We start from the raw sequence: 15,282 nt of genomic DNA on the forward strand, positions 1-15,282 counted from the left end.
AGCCTCCTTATGTTTAAATCTTGGCGGTGCTTCAGCATCGATAAGATTTAAACAGGCTGTTTTGTAACGCAGTGAAAAATTTGCTGTTTTTGTTAGGCCTCCTGCCCAAAATTCTTTGCAAGGGGTGCTGGAAGAAAGCGATAAAATCAGTTTTATTTAGCAATGAAATAAACTTTATGAATTATGATTATCAAGCTAAGAATGGGACGTTTTTCAGTCCAAAACAAAATGTTTTTCCGTTTAAAACAAAGTGTTTTTTCGTAAAAAACAAAATGTTTTTTCAAGAAAAACAAGTCATTTTCAAGTTAAAAACGAGCTGAAAATTAATTTAATTGCTAAAAAATCAAGGTTTGACAAAGGCAATCGTTTTAGTGTTCCCTGCCGTTTCTCTGTTCAGGATTTTCTTTTGCAAGGATATAAAGATGAAGAATTATGGGTCGAATGTCGATTTTTAATAAAACAGCTACTAAACAGCCCAAATGTCGAGTTTTGATAAGAACAGTAATTTAAGTGTCATTCCCGATAATGACACTTAAATTTAAAACTCGACATTCGATCTTATTTTTCTTTTAGCTCCATTCAGGGGAAGTCCAAAGGTTCAGCTTTGTGCCGATTTTATTTTTTATTGCGCTGTCGTAGCAGAATCTTCCCCAGGCAACGTCTTCTGTTGGCATTCCGCCGACTGCGTAAACAATTATTTGTTCATCGCTATCGCGAGCTTGTTTCTTGTTGTTTACAATATCGCCAATTTCTACCAAGTCTGATTCTTTTACAATGCCTTCTACAACTGCGTCGTAAAAAGCCATGCCAATTAAGGTTGAAACGTTCTTTTGTGTTGGAGCAGGTTTTCCTTTTCCCCAGCCGACGTACATTTTGTAGTCATCGCTTACAAGCTTGAATTTTTTTGTGTCTTTCCAGCCTTCGTGGTTCATTAAAAGTGCGCTTGTGCTTATTACTAAAGCTCCACTTTTTATCCATTCATCTTTTAGGAAAGGATTGTCTTCATATTTTGCGGCATTTGTTGTTCCAAAATAAATAATGTCGCTGTCTTTTGCGGCGCTTTCGATTGAATCGCAAACAACAAAATTTTTGAATGTAGGGCAATATTCCTTGCAAAAATCTATAAATTCATTGATACCTTTTTCTGAGCGGCCTTTGATTTTTATTGTTGTTACAGAAGGTTTTTCTGTCGCGATTGCTAAGGCTGCGGTTCGTCCCATTACACCAGGACCTACAATTGTTGCAATTTTTGGCTCTTTTATGGAAAGATAGCGGATTCCAAGTCCTGGAACGGCTCCCGTTCGCATTGAACTTATAAGGTTTGCAGACATATATGCGTAAGGGGCGCCAGTTTCTGCATCAAGAAGTTGAAGCATTAAAACTGAGCGAGGCAATCCTTTTGAGCGGTTTGTTTGGTGAGAACCGTAAGTTTTTATTCCGCAGGTATGAAATTCTCCGCCTAGATATGCAGGCATCGCCATAAAGCGATAGTCAGGTCCATTAAGAGGAAAATTCTTTATAGGAGAGCTTTCCGGGAACGACATTTTTAAGCCGTGCTCATTGCCGTTTGCTCCGCCCATTCGGTAATCTCCGTTTCCGATTAGCGAAAAATGTTTTTCCATTACGTCGATGCAGTTTTTCATGTTTTTTACGCCGCATTTAATCAAATCTTTTTCGTTTAGAAACAGAATGTCGATATTAGGAAAAATGTTTTCATTCATATAAAACCTCCAAAGTGGTTCAGAAAATTATTTTTCAAAATCTTGATTCATTATATTTGCCGAAAAAAAATTTCCAATGCGAATTTTTACAAGAAAAATAAAAATTTTAGTTTTACATTGTTGCAAAGTGAGGTTGAACATGGAACGTATAGCAGAACATCCTATTTTAGGAGTTCCTGAAAAAGGGGAACTCGTAACGTTTATATTTGACGGAAAAGAAATGCAAGGGTATGAGGGTGAGCCGATTGCAATGGCCTTGCGTGCGGCAGGAATTTTAAAGCACAGAGAAACTTCTAAATTGCATAAACCAAGAGGAATTTTTTGTGCTATTGGGCGTTGCACAGACTGCGTAATGGTTGTCGATGGCGTTCCAAATACTAGGACTTGCATAACTCCTTTAAAAGCCGGAATGAAAGTTCAAACTCAGTATGGATGTTCGGCTGAAAAAACTTGGTAAGGCGGAAACAAATATGGAAAGATATGATTTGATTGTAATTGGCGCAGGACCTGCTGGTCTTAGCGCAGGAATAGAAGCGGCTAAGCACGGAATGAATGTTATGATTTTTGATGAAAACCATAAACCGGGCGGACAGCTTTTTAAGCAGATTCATAAATTTTTTGGTTCAAAAGAGCATAAAGCAAAAATCCGCGGATTTAATATTGGAACGGAACTTTTAAAAGAAGCGGAAGAAGTTGGCGTTAAGGTAAAACTGGATGCGACTGTAACTGGCATTTTTGAAAACAAGGAAGTTACTGTAAATCATGATGGCGCGATTCATCATTACAAAGGTTCAAGTGTGATTATTGCCACCGGTGCGGCGGAAAACATGGTTCCTTTTGAAGGATGGACTTTGCCGGGCGTTATTGGAGCTGGAGCGGCTCAGACAATGATGAATCTGCACGGTGTAAAGCCTGGAAAAAAGATTCTTATGCTTGGAAGCGGAAACGTTGGCCTTGTTGTTAGTTTTCAGCTGCTGCAGGCAGGCTGCGAAGTTGTTGCATTAGTTGACGCAGCTCCTAGAATCGGCGGTTATGGCGTTCATGCGGCAAAGGTTGCCCGAACCGGAGTTCCGTTTTTTCTGGGTTATACAATCAAAAAAGTTGAAGGAACTGAAAAAGTTGAAGGTGTAACAATCGGCAAGGTTGACGAGCATTTTAAGATTATTCCGGGAACAGAAATTCATTTTGATGTTGACACAATTTGTGTTGCGGTTGGTCTTTCGCCAATGAGTCAGCTTTTGAAAATGTCTGGCTGTGCAATGGAAGATAATCCAAGACGTGGCGGGCAAGTTCCGATTGTTGATGAATATGGCGAAACTTCTGTTCCTTGTCTTTTTGCGGCAGGAGATGTAAGCGGAATTGAAGAAGCAAGTTCTGCGATGATAAAAGGACGAATGGCAGGTTTGCGCGCCGCCTATAAGACAGGATTTGCAGAAGAAAATTTGATGGAGCAGAACGAGTCTTTGTTTGAAAAAGATTTGGACAGTTTGCGCCAGGGAATGTTTGCTCCTTGCAACCGTGGAAAACTGATTGAAAAGACAGACGAGGGAATTCCGGTTTCAAAAAATCTGCTTGCAAAAGGTTTTGTGGCGGATGAAGAGATTGAACGCTTTCCGGGAGTTACGCACCAAAAAGGAATACATCCGGTAATTGAATGTACGCAGAATATTCCTTGCAATCCGTGCCAGGACGCGTGCAGAAAAAATTGTATAAAAATCGGTTCGTGCATTACAGCCTTGCCAGTGGTTGCGCAAAACTGCGGTTGTACAGGCTGCGGAATGTGCGTTGCAAGCTGTTCAGGCCAGGCGATTTTTCTTGTTGATGAAGATTTTGAGCCGGGGTTCACGAGCATTACGATTCCGTATGAATTTTTGCCTATTCCAGAAAAAGGAGCTATGGGAAAAGCTTTAAGCCGAAAAGGGGATGTCCTTTGCGATGCGGAAATTGTTGGCGTAAGAACGGCAGCTGCTTTTGACCACACATATTTACTTACAATGAAAGTTCCAAACGAGTTTGGCTATAAAGCCCGCTTTTGGAAAAAGAGCTAGGCGGGGCGTTACGGGGTGTCCCCGTTAGAAGGGGTAGGTGGCGACGAAGTGCCGCCGAGGGGAAGACCTGCCCCCCCAAAAAAAAATGATGGAGATTAAAAATTATGATGAATGATAGATTGCGCGATATTGGAGAATTTGTTCCGGGACCTGATGATGATTTGGTGATTTGCCGATGCGAGGAAATAACGAAAGGTGAAATAAGGCGGGCTGTTCACGATGGAATGTTTACAATGCAGGAAATAAGGCGATATTTGCGCGCCGGAATGGGACTTTGCCAGGGACAGACTTGTTCAAAACTTGTAAAAGGAATTGTTGCCGCTGAACAAAAAGTAAGCCCGGCAACAGTAAATCCTGCAACAAGCAGGGGTCCAATCAGACCAACAGAAATGAACACTTTAGCAAGCGAGGTATTGTGATATGAAAACAAAGGCTGATGTTATTGTAATTGGAGCTGGAATTGTTGGAAATGCCACGGCGTATTATCTTGCCAAAAAAGGAAAAAGTGTAATTGTTCTGGAAGCGAGCGACTATATTGGAAACGGAGGCTCTTCTCGTAATGGAGGAGGCGTTCGTCAGTCCGGGCGAAATGTAAAAGAACTGCCGCTCATGGTTTGGGGCGTAAAAAATATCTGGCCGGGATTAAGCGCGGAGCTTGGCGTTGACACTGAATATACGCAGGAAGGAAATCTTCGTCTTGGAAAAACAGAAGAACATTTAAAGATTCTGCAAAAACTTGCGGACAATGCTGTAAAATGCGGTGTTGATGTAAAGATGATTAATGCCGAGGAAGTGAAAAAAATCAATCCGTATATGAGCGATGCAGTTGTTGGAGCTTCCTGGTGTGCAACTGATGGGCATGCGAATCCGCTTACGACGACTTTAGGTTTTTATAAATGCGCAAGAAAACTTGGAGCTGATTTTATAACGGGCGCGCCAGTTTCTAGAATTGTTTTAAAAGCTGGAAAGGTTTGCGGTGTTGAAGCGGAAGGTCAGTTTTTTGAGGCGGAAAATGTTGTTGTTGCCGCTGGTTACGAAAGCAATCCGATTTTGAATACAGTTGGAATTACAATTCCTATGAAAAAAAAGCGGTTGCAGTGTCTTGTAACGGAAGCGCAGCCACAGATGTTCAAGCAGATGCTGGGAACGGCAATGGCTGATTTTTATGGTCATCAGACAAAGCACGGTTCGTTTGTTTTTGGCGGACACGATGGATATGAAGATTTTGCAAACCCGGAATTAGAAAGCAATGAATATCCGCCAAGCACTGCTGATTTTACAAGCGCGTGCGCAAGAGGAATTCTTGGATATTTTCCGCGTCTTGCAAATGCAAAAATTGTTCGTTCTTGGGCTGGCTATGAAGATTTGGCGAGCGATGGTGTTTGCACTGTAAGCAAGGTTGATGAAGTTCCGGGTTTGTATGTTGAATGCAGTTTTTCAGGACACGGATTTGGAATTGGACCGAGTGCGGCTTTTAATATTTCTGAATTGATTTGCACAGGAACTTGCCCTGCGGATATAAGCACATTGCGTTACAATCGGTTTAAGCCTGCGTTGTAAAGTTAATTGTTGCTTATTGAGAAAATATTGACAAAATAAAATCCGTTTGCTAATGTTTTTATAGATATGGCAAAGACGTCAGAACTCTAGGGTTTTGGCGTCTTTTTTGTTTTAAATCTGATTTTGGCGAGGCGGACTATGAAAGAAGAAAAATTGCATATTCATACGATTCAGTCATATCTGGTTATGGAAACAGAAAAATTTTATCAGAAAATTATGGCTGATTTTGGAATTTCTCATTTTTATAGTTTTCATACTGATTCAGAAAAAAAAGTTCCGTTTTTGGAGGATAGCTGCTCGAACATTTTGTTTGAATATTCTGGAAACAATATGAATTCTTTTGTAATCGGAAATTCGGGAAAACTTCAGACTTTGACTTTGAAAAGAAACTGCGAATACTTTGGAATTCGTTTTCAGCCGGGCGCAAATCCGTTTTTTGAAAATCAGGAAGTAAAGGATTTGGTCGGACAAAGAATTGATTTGTGTAATTTTGACATTTTAACAAATCTTTCTGAAAAAATGTCGGAACAGAATACTTTTACAAACAGAATGTGTACTTTTATGGAAGAATATCGGAACTGGCTAAAAACAACGCAAAGCGGGCAGAAGCATTTGTTTTTTCAGATGGTGGATTTGATTGTCAAAAAAGACGGGCTTTTAAAAATCAGCGAGTTGATTGACTACACAGGTTATTCTTCGCGCTACATAAATCTTTTGTTTGAAACATTTTTGGGCTGCAGCGCAAAACAATTCTGCAAAAACGTAAAAATGCACACAATCATAAATGAGTTGAACCGCACGGATATTGATTCGTTCCCAAATTTTTCCAGCAAGTTTGATTTTTACGATCAAAGTCATTTTGTTCATTCGTTCAAGGAATTTACAGGAGTTTCTCCAAAGGAATATGTGAATCAGGTGAGGAAAAGTTCGTACAAGACAAAGATTGTTGATTTTTAAATAAGCATTTATTGCGATTTTTTACAATTCAAAAAAGAAGAAAAATATTATTATTCTGATAACAAAGGCGTTGAAAGAATCCCAAGGGCAAGATGGGCTTTATGGAATTTTTTGACGCTTTTTTATTTTCGTGAAAGCGAGGTGAACTATGAAAAAGACAGTTAGAAACTTTATTTTTGGTGTTGGACTTGTTTGCATGGCAGTTGCATTAAATTCTTGCAGCAAGAAAAAAGCGGAAGTTAAATATGAATATACAGGAAAGCCTGAGTATGCAGAATTTGCAAATCAAGTAAAGGGTGTCTTGAAAGTCGGAATTGAATGTGCCTACGCTCCGTTCAACTGGACGCAGCCGACAAAAGAAATTCCCGGGCATCCAGAACTGACTGCCGAGCCGATTTATGGTTCTGCAGATTACACTTACGGTTATGATGTTATTTTTTCAAAATTGCTTGCCGATGAAATGGGGCTTAAACTTGAAATTCACAAGAACGACTGGGCTTCAATTTGGATGGGCTTAAAAGCAGGCGATTATGACCTTGTTGAGTCAGGAAGTATTTATTCTGAAGAACGAGATACTTTTCTTGATTACATTGATCCTTACTACAACAGATTCAATGTTATCGTTGTAAAAAAAGGAAGTCCTTATGAAAAATACACAAGGCTTGAACAATTTAAAGGGTTGAAATTTACAACGCAGATTAACACGAACTGGCCGGCATATATTAATCAAGTTCCAGAACCTGTAATTCTTCCGTATCCAGACACTTGCACAGAGGTAATTATGAAAGTTGCGATGGGCGATGTTGACTGCGGTGTAATGGACTGGCCGACAGCTTATTCAGGTTGTCTTTCAAATCCAAATGTTGTTATCTGCCAGCTTGAAAAGGGGTACGATTTTATAACGCCGGAAGGAGCTTCTGATGTCTGCACGCCTTCTGTAATCGAAGGAAATACAGTTGCGGTAGAAGCTCTTAAAACTGCAATGCACGCAATTGGCTGGAATCAGGAACTTATGGATAAGTATATGAAATTGGCTATTGAAACACAGCCATTGAGCAACTAATTTAGCAATTAAAAATCTTGTGCTGTAAAAACTGAATGATTAATCAATTTTTGCAGCACAAACTGTGATTTTCTCCATCCGTGGCTTGCCGCTAACGCGGAGTTCTTATGGGAGTCTTTATGAACGATAAAGGACTTTTTTATTGGGTTTGGTTTATCTTTAAAAATTATTGGAGCTACTTTCTAAAAGGAACGGTTCTTACTCTTGAAATTGCAATCATCGGTACAATCCTTGGTTATGTTTTAGGATTTGCCATTGGATTGGTTCAGGCTACACCAGTTTCCAAAGGCGACAATCTAGTGCATAAAATAGGTTTTAGCGTGTTAAAGCCTGTTTGCTCTGTTTTTGTTGCAATTTTCCGCGGAACTCCAATGATGGTTCAGGCAATGGTTTTTTATTACGGCTTAAAAAATGCCGGAGTGGATGTTTCGCCGTTTTTAGCTTCTTTAATTGTTTTAATGATGAATACCGGAGCTTATATGGCGGAAACTGTCCGTGGAGGAATTATTTCTATTGATAAAGGTCAGTTTGAAGGTGGATTTGCGTTGGGAATGAGCCACACAAAGACAATGTTTGCGGTAATTCTTCCGCAGGCGTTTAGAAATATTGTTCCAGAGATGGTCAACCAGTTTTTGACCAACTTAAAAATGACTTCAGTTTTGAATGTTATTGGCGTTTACGAACTTTATTTTGCGACAAAAAGCGCGGCTGGAATTTATTACCGCTACTTTGAATCTTATATTATTTGTGCAATTTTCTATTTTATCATTTGTACAGTCTTTACAAAGATTCTTAAAGTTGTGGAAAAGAAGGCTTTTCAGCAAAAGGATTATGAGCTTGCTGTTGAGTATATGAGCGGAGCAGCTGAATAAACAGGAGCTTTTTTATGGAAGAAAAAGAAACTAAAAACTGTGAACCGATTTTAAGGGTTGAGCATCTTGTAAAAAAATTTGGAAATCACGAAGTTTTAAAAGATTTGGATTTTACCGTAAATAAAGGCGAAGTTGTCTGCGTAATCGGTTCGTCTGGTTCTGGAAAATCAACAATGCTTCGGTGCATAAACGGGCTGGAACTAAAAACCAGCGGAAAAATCATTTTTAATGGAAAAGAAGTCGGCACAAACTCAAAGGAACTTGCGAAATTCCGCACAAGAGTTGGAATGGTTTTTCAGTCATTTAATCTTTTTAATAATATGACAGTTCTTCAGAATTGTATGGCAGGAACAACAAAAGTTCTAAAAATGAAAAAAGAAGAGGCTGAATTTCTTGCGATAAAATATCTGCGGAAAGTTGGAATGGCTCCGTATATCAATGCTCATCCAGCGCAACTTTCAGGCGGTCAAAAGCAACGGGTTGCAATCGCCCGCGCATTGACAATGCAGCCAGAAATGCTCTTGTTTGATGAACCGACTAGCGCGCTTGACCCGGAGATGGTTGGAGAAGTCCTAAACGTAATGAAAGATTTGGCGCAAGAAGGGCTGACAATGATGATTGTTACGCATGAAATGGCTTTTGCAAAAGATGTTTCAACTCGTACGATTTTTATGGATCAAGGTTTTATTGTAGAAAATGATTCTCCGGATGTTATTTTTACAAATCCAAAAACGCCAAGAATGAAAGAATTCTTAAAAAGATATATGGAGGCATAAAATAAAAATAGCCAAAAATGGCGTTTGTTTTTATTTTTATTAAGTTTGCGTTGCAAACTTATTTATAAACTGCAATTTCTCACTTTGTTGCGAAATTGCAATAAAAACTCAAATCGAAAGTTGAAACTTTCTCATTGACTTTTTATGGAGGAAATATGAGTGCAGAAAATTATACAATCACAATTGCAAGAGGATTTGGTTCAGGCGGAAAAGAAATTGCTTCAACTGTTGCAAAGGAACTTGGAATCCACTGTTACGAAAACCGAATTTTAACGTTGGCATCGCAATTAAGCGGAATTGACCGCCAGCTTTTTGAGGAAGTAAACGAAAAGCTTCATCAGAAACATTCTGGAATCACATCGCTTTTACGTGGACTTCCAAGGCGGACAGTTGCAACTCCAGAAAAGAAAAAGTTTGCAAGCGATGATCAGCTTTACGAATATGAAAAACAAATTATCGAGGAACTTGCAAATACAGAAAGCTGCGTAATTGTCGGAAAGGCTGCGGATTGGGTTTTAAAAGACCGTGAGCGAGTCCTAAGCGTTTATATCGAAGCACCACGTTCATTTTGCCGTCCAAGAATCATGAAGCAGATGGGAGTAACAGCTGAAACGGCGGATATTTCAATTTCTGAAACAGATAAGTACCGCGCGGAATATTACGAATATTACACGGGCGGAAACTATTGGACAAATCCAGTTAATTACGATTTGACTTTGAATACAGCCAGACTTGGAATTGATGGTTGTGTTGATATTATAAAGCACGCTTTGTTCACAAAGTTTCCAGATTTAATATCAGAAGCAAAATCAGAATCTAAGCCAAAATCTGAATAAATAATTGGAGGTCGTTATGTTTACATATCATATTCCGACAAAAGTTTACTTTGGAAAAGGACAGCTTGAAAATTTAGGGAATGTCGCAAAATCTTATGGAAAAAGAATTCTTTTGGTTTACGGTGGCGGTTCAATAAAAAAAACAGGCGTTTATGATTCAGTCTGCGGATATTTAAAGAAATCTGGAATGGAAATTTTCGAATGTTCAGGAATTGAGCCGAATCCAAAAGTTGGGTCTGTCCGCAAAGGAATTGAAATATGTAAACAGAATAAAATTGATGTTGTTTTAGCAGTTGGCGGCGGTTCTGTAATGGACGCTTCAAAATTTATTTCGATTGGTTCTTGCGTTGATTTTGATGTGTGGGATTTTATTGCAAAAAAACTGCCGGTTGAAAAAGCCCTTCCGCTCCTTTGCGTTTTAACCATTTCTGCAACCGGTTCGGAAATGGATAACACCGCGGTTTTGAACAATTCTGCAACGCAGGATAAACTTGCTTTAATCAATGACAAGTTGTTTCCAGTAGCATCGTTCTGCGACCCGGCTTTAACTTATTCAGTTGGGAAATACCAGACAGCTTGCGGCAGCGCGGACATTCTTAGCCATTTGTTTGAAGTCTATTTTAATTTTAATCAGGATTTGTATATGCTCGACACTCAAATGGAAGGAATGATGAAAACAGTCTTTAAGTATGCGCCGATTGCCTTAAAAGAGCCGGAAAATTATGAAGCACGGGCGAATCTGATGTGGACTTCAAGCTGGGCGATAAACGGCTATATTTACGGTTGTAACAAAAAACCTTGGAGCTGCCATGCGATGGAACATCAGCTGAGCGGAGTTTACGATATTACGCACGGATTGGGACTTGCAATTTTAACTCCTCATTGGATGGAATATGTGCTGGATGAACGAACTTTGCCGAAATTCTATGATTTTGCGGTTAATGTCTGCGGAATTCCAAAAACTGAAGACAAACTAAAAGTTGCAAAAGAAGGAATTGAATATGTAAAGAATTTCTTTTTTAATCAGCTTGAACTAAAAAATTCTTTGTCTGCAATCGGAATTGATGACAAAAATTTTGAAATGATGGCAAAAAAAGCTTGCGGCGCAAATGGATTCATTAATGGCTGGAAAAAACTTTATCCAGAAGATGTCTGTAACATTTACCAAGCGAGTTTGTAAAAACCTAATGGTTATGCCTTGGAGCATTTTATTTTCTGTTGACTGATTTAGCCATTTTTGCTAACATTCTTTCGCTTGCCAACTTAGCTCACCTGGTAGAGCAGCTCCCTCGTAACGAGCAGGTACTCGGTTCAAGTCCGGGAGTTGGCTAAAGTATAAGACCACACTAAAAATAAAGTGTGGTCTTTGTTTTTTATGGAAAACTTGAACCGAGTACCGAAACGAACGCCGACCAAATGGGAGGAAAAGTCGGCAAGGATGCCGACGTAAGTGAGTGAAGGCGTCCGAAAGGAGATGGCATGGAAGCCGGCGACTGGAGGAATCGAGTTCAAGTCCGGGAGTTGGCTAAAGTATAAGACTGCACTAAAAATAAAGTGTGGTCTTTATTTTTTCCAGTAAGCTGGTGTAAGAAAAATAAAGAGTGTAAAAAGTTCCAGACGGCCGGCAATCATTGCAAAACTGTACCACCATTTTATAGGGGCAGCGAGCCAACCGCAATTATTGCTTGGTCCTAACGCACCAAATGCAGGTCCGCAGTTTCCGAGCATTGTTACAGCTCCTGTAAAAGAAGTTTGCATATCAAGCCCAAAGAGCGATGTAAAGAATGCTGTTAAAATTACAAAAGAAAAATACAAAAAGAAAAAAGCCGAAACTGAAAAAACAACATCTTTTCTTCCTGCCTGCTGATTCAGCCTGATTGAAAAAACTCCGTGCGGATGAATCATTTTTAGTATTTCATTTTTGAACTGCTTGTAAAGAACAACCCATCTTATGACTTTTACTCCGCCGGAAGTTGAACCGGACATTCCGCCTATGAACAAAAGCATCAAAATTACAATTTGGCTTGCGCTTTTCCATTTTGTGTAGTCGGCTGTGGAAAATCCTGTTGTTGTCAAAATGCTTGCTGTTTGAAATGCAGAAAATCTGAGCGACTTAAAAAATCCGCCGTAAGAAGAACTTTGAATAATTGCGATTGCGACGATTGAAGTAACATTTATCCAGATGTATGCTTTTAGCTCCGAGTTGCATTTTATTTCGCTGAAATTCCGTGTGAAAAAATAATAATAAAGTGAAAAATTTATTCCTGCTAAAAACATAAACGCAAAGCAAATCCATTCGATTGAAGCGGAATTGTATGCGCCGATGCTTGCATTTCTTGTAGAAAATCCGCCTGTTCCCAAAGTTGAAAATGCGTGGCAAAGTGCGTCTATAAAATCCATTCCCGCAATTTTTAAAAGAGCAGTTTGAACAAGCGTCATTCCAAGGTAAATGAACCAAAGAATTTTTGCGGTGGTTGTTATTTTAGGCGTGAACTTTCCTTTTTCAGGGCCTGTAGTTTCCGCCTTTATAAGCTGAAATCCGCCGACTCCAAGAACTGGCATAAGCGCAACCGTAAGTGCCACAATTCCCATTCCGCCAAGCCAATGTGAAAGGCATCTCCATAAATTTATGCTGCGCGGAAGTTTTTCAATTTCAGAAAGAATTGTTGCGCCTGTTGTTGTGAATCCGCTTACGCTTTCAAAAAATGCATCCGTAAAATTTGGAATTGCTTTGCTAAAGTAAAGCGGAATTGCTCCGAACACGCTTGCGGAAATCCAGGCGAGTGCGACAGCTGCAAAACTTGATCTTATTGTAAGCCTTGATTTTTTGTTGCGGAAAAAAAATATCGTCATTGAACCTAGAATCAAGCTTGCAACCATTGGAATTAAAAAAGATGGAAGTACAAAATATTCATGGCAGAAAATTGCCGTTGCGATTGGAATTGAAAATGAAAGTCCAACTATTGAAATTATAAAAAAAATTATTCTGCAAACTGTAAATGCCATTGAAAGTTCCTATTTGCTGAATTTTTCCAGAATTTTTTTATCTCCAGTTTTTTCTATTATAACTAGATGGTCGCCCACAGAAAATGTTGTGTTTCCCTGCGGAAGTTCAAATTTTTCGCTTCCAATTTTCTTTACAAGAAGAATCAGATATTCGCCTGGACTTGCAATGTCTTTCAGCTGCTTGCCGATAAATTTGCTTGATGAAGGCAAATCGCATTCCACGATTTCAAATGCACCGTTTGAAACTGTATGAATTCCCGTTACTGATTTTCCGTGCAGATGGCTTATGATTGAATCAACCAAAGTGTCTCTCATAGGAATTGCGACATCGATTCCAAGCTTTCTGGCAATGTTTCCGAACTGGGCCTGGGCAACCAAAGCAATTGTTTTTTCCACTCCAAGAGATTCAAGGTAAGCGGAAACAACCATGTTCAGTTCGTGATTGTGCGTGGCGCAAATTACAAGGTTGTACTTTTGAATTCCTTCTTCTTCTATAAACACATCGTCTGTGATGTCCGCGTTGAAAATCTGCGCCTGCGGAAATTTTTTTTCAGCTTCCTTGCAAAGGTTTTTATCGCTGTCTATGATTGTGAATGTCTGAGAAATATTTTTTGTTCCGCTGAAAATTTTTCTTAAAAACGAAACTTTGTCTTTTTCAATAATTTTGTCTGCTACGATTGTTCCGATTCTTCCGATTCCAACTAATGCGATTTTTTTTATTGTGTCTGTCTTGATTCCGCAAAGCTCAAGTATGAACGGAATGTTTTCTTTTTCAATTATGATTCCGATTCTGTCTCCTGCATTTAAAATCGTTTCGCCGGATGGCAAGGCTGAAATCATGTTGTCTGAATCTTTTTCTTTTGTTTCCTGATAAACTATAAGAAATTTTTTGTCTGTAAGCGAGCGGATGTTTTTTAATGTGGCTCCATCGAGTTTGCTTCCTTTTTCAATTTGAAGAGCAATGATTTCAAAATCACCGTTTTCGCCAAAATCAACTATGTCGCTTATTGCTCCGTGCTCAACAGCTTTTACAATTGCCTGCGCCGCTTCTACATCGGGATGAATCATGTAATCAATTCCATAAAGCGGACGATGATTTCCCTTGAAAGTTTCTGCATGCTGGCGCGCTGTTGTGTTTGTGTTTGCATAGTAAGCATAGTTTCTTACACGCGCAATTTTCAACACATCTGGATAAACAGCGTCCACAAGAGAACAGGTAATCATATTGATTTCATCGCTGTCAGTCAAAGTTACAAGCGCATCCATTTTTCCGATTTCAAGTTCTTCCAAAACTTGAAGGTTGTTTCCGTCTGCATTTATAACTTCGCAGTCAAGACGATTGCTTACGTGCTCAACAATGTCTTCGTTGCTTTCGATTATTTTTACAATGTTGCCTTCGTTTATAAGGCGTTTTGCTAGCTGAACTCCAGTAAAGCCCGCGCCGATTATCATTATGTTCATTGTTTTAATTATACATGAAACCTCGCGCTGTGTTCAATCTAAGAAAATTATGAGGAAATTAAAACCTCTCTTTTTATAGACAGAAAAATCAAGATGAACTAAAATGCTGGCGTATTAAAAATTTATTTTTGGAGATTTAAATTGTCAATTTTTCAAGGAATTGTTTTGGGAGTTCTTCAGGGCATTGCTGAGTTTCTGCCGATTTCTTCTTCTGGACATTTGATTGTTGCGCAGAATTTATTTGGGCTTGAAGAAGTGCCTCTTTTGTTTGATGTGTTTCTTCATGTTGCAACTTTGCTTGCCGTTGTTTTGTATTTTAGGAAAAAAATATGGGAGCTGATTTGCAGTTTTGCAAGAATTTTTGTTCCTGTAAAAAATCCTTCCGCCGTCCAGATTGAAAAAAAAGACGAAGACACAAAATACATTGTTGCTATTATTCTTGCTACTTTTGTTACCGGTGTACTTGGAATTTTTTCTTCAAAAGTCATTTCTGAGATTTCTGTAAAACTTGTTTGCGCTGGATTTGTTGTTACAGCCTTGCTTTTGATTTTTTCTTCACTTATTGAAAAGAAACATTTATCTTATTCTGAAACTTCTTTGAAATCTCCGTCCTGGAAGCAGTCTTTGGTAATCGGCTTGGCGCAGGGAATTGGAACTTTGCCTGGAATTTCAAGAAGCGGCTCAACAATTGCGGGCTCTCTTTTTTGCGGAGTCAAACGAGATGTTGCAGGCGAATTTTCATTTATTGTTTCTATTCCGGCTATTTTGGGTGCGTTTATTCTTGAACTGAAAGATTTGGGGGAAGTTTCATCTTCGATTGGAGCAGAGCCTGTTATTGCAGGTTGCGCGGCGGCTTTTGCAAGCGGATATATTGCTCTTTCTTGGCTCATGCGCCTTATAAAAAAAGGCAGGCTTGAATGGTTTGCCTGCTACTTAATTCCTGTTGGAATCTTGGGAATGATTTTCCTTCATTGACATTTTG

14 protein-coding genes and 1 tRNA gene are annotated in these 15,282 nt (G+C 39.1%); 12 read left to right on the forward strand and 3 right to left on the reverse strand.

What is annotated here, in order from left to right:
• Positions 1-569: 569 nt before the first annotated feature.
• The gene (locus tag B3209_RS02970) at positions 570-1,721 is read right to left on the reverse strand and encodes a tyramine oxidase subunit B (RefSeq protein ID WP_296664295.1); all 1,152 of its coding nucleotides are present in this window, start codon (positions 1,719-1,721) and stop codon (positions 570-572) included.
• A 139-nt stretch (positions 1,722-1,860) separates the two neighbouring features.
• On the opposite strand from B3209_RS02970, the gene B3209_RS02975 reads away from it, so the two are divergent.
• The 11 genes from B3209_RS02975 to B3209_RS03025 all read left to right on the forward strand — a co-directional run bounded on the left by B3209_RS02975 (position 1,861) and on the right by B3209_RS03025 (position 11,163).
• Positions 1,861-2,178: a (2Fe-2S)-binding protein gene (locus B3209_RS02975; protein WP_296091510.1), complete on the forward strand. Its 318-nt coding sequence runs from the start codon at positions 1,861-1,863 to the stop codon at positions 2,176-2,178.
• 13 nt (positions 2,179-2,191) lie between these two features.
• Positions 2,192-3,769, forward strand: coding sequence for an FAD-dependent oxidoreductase (locus B3209_RS02980; protein WP_296689781.1), 1,578 nt, complete (start codon positions 2,192-2,194; stop codon positions 3,767-3,769).
• A 104-nt stretch (positions 3,770-3,873) separates the two neighbouring features.
• The gene (locus B3209_RS02985) at positions 3,874-4,188 is read left to right on the forward strand and encodes a (2Fe-2S)-binding protein (protein ID WP_296689784.1); all 315 of its coding nucleotides are present in this window, start codon (positions 3,874-3,876) and stop codon (positions 4,186-4,188) included.
• Between the two features lies 1 nt (position 4,189).
• A complete protein-coding gene (locus tag B3209_RS02990) occupies positions 4,190-5,329 on the forward strand; it encodes an NAD(P)/FAD-dependent oxidoreductase (protein ID WP_296689785.1) in 1,140 nt (379 codons plus the stop codon).
• Between the two features lie 138 nt (positions 5,330-5,467).
• Positions 5,468-6,286, forward strand: a complete 819-nt coding sequence (locus B3209_RS02995; RefSeq protein WP_296689787.1) for a helix-turn-helix domain-containing protein — start codon at positions 5,468-5,470, stop codon at positions 6,284-6,286.
• Between the two features lie 148 nt (positions 6,287-6,434).
• The gene (locus B3209_RS03000) at positions 6,435-7,349 is read left to right on the forward strand and encodes a transporter substrate-binding domain-containing protein (RefSeq protein ID WP_296689789.1); all 915 of its coding nucleotides are present in this window, start codon (positions 6,435-6,437) and stop codon (positions 7,347-7,349) included.
• 119 nt (positions 7,350-7,468) lie between these two features.
• Positions 7,469-8,221: an amino acid ABC transporter permease gene (locus tag B3209_RS03005; RefSeq protein ID WP_296689791.1), complete on the forward strand. Its 753-nt coding sequence runs from the start codon at positions 7,469-7,471 to the stop codon at positions 8,219-8,221.
• Positions 8,222-8,235: 14 nt separating this feature from the next.
• Positions 8,236-8,997: an amino acid ABC transporter ATP-binding protein gene (locus tag B3209_RS03010; protein WP_296689793.1), complete on the forward strand. Its 762-nt coding sequence runs from the start codon at positions 8,236-8,238 to the stop codon at positions 8,995-8,997.
• Positions 8,998-9,152: 155 nt separating this feature from the next.
• Entirely contained in the window at positions 9,153-9,833 is a 681-nt protein-coding gene (locus B3209_RS03015) for an AAA family ATPase (protein ID WP_296689796.1), read from the forward strand.
• A gap of 16 nt (positions 9,834-9,849) precedes the next feature.
• Positions 9,850-11,013 carry an iron-containing alcohol dehydrogenase gene (locus tag B3209_RS03020; protein WP_296689798.1) on the forward strand — a complete coding sequence of 388 codons (1,164 nt, stop codon included), beginning with the start codon at positions 9,850-9,852 and terminating at the stop codon, positions 11,011-11,013.
• Between the two features lie 77 nt (positions 11,014-11,090).
• Positions 11,091-11,163, forward strand: a tRNA-Thr gene (locus tag B3209_RS03025).
• Positions 11,164-11,396: 233 nt separating this feature from the next.
• Here B3209_RS03025 and B3209_RS03030 read toward each other — a convergent pair.
• Positions 11,397-12,839 (reverse strand): TrkH family potassium uptake protein, encoded by a 1,443-nt coding sequence (locus B3209_RS03030; RefSeq protein WP_296689800.1) that lies wholly within the window; start codon positions 12,837-12,839, stop codon positions 11,397-11,399.
• Positions 12,840-12,848: 9 nt separating this feature from the next.
• Positions 12,849-14,300, reverse strand: coding sequence for an NAD-binding protein (locus B3209_RS03035; protein WP_296664019.1), 1,452 nt, complete (start codon positions 14,298-14,300; stop codon positions 12,849-12,851).
• Positions 14,301-14,441: 141 nt separating this feature from the next.
• On the opposite strand from B3209_RS03035, the gene B3209_RS03040 reads away from it, so the two are divergent.
• Positions 14,442-15,275 (forward strand): undecaprenyl-diphosphate phosphatase, encoded by an 834-nt coding sequence (locus B3209_RS03040; RefSeq protein WP_296664020.1) that lies wholly within the window; start codon positions 14,442-14,444, stop codon positions 15,273-15,275.
• Positions 15,276-15,282 lie beyond the last annotated feature (7 nt).

It is taken from the genome of Treponema sp. UBA6852 (genome assembly GCA_002449305.1).
In the GTDB taxonomy this organism is placed as follows: domain Bacteria; phylum Spirochaetota; class Spirochaetia; order Treponematales; family Treponemataceae; genus Treponema_D.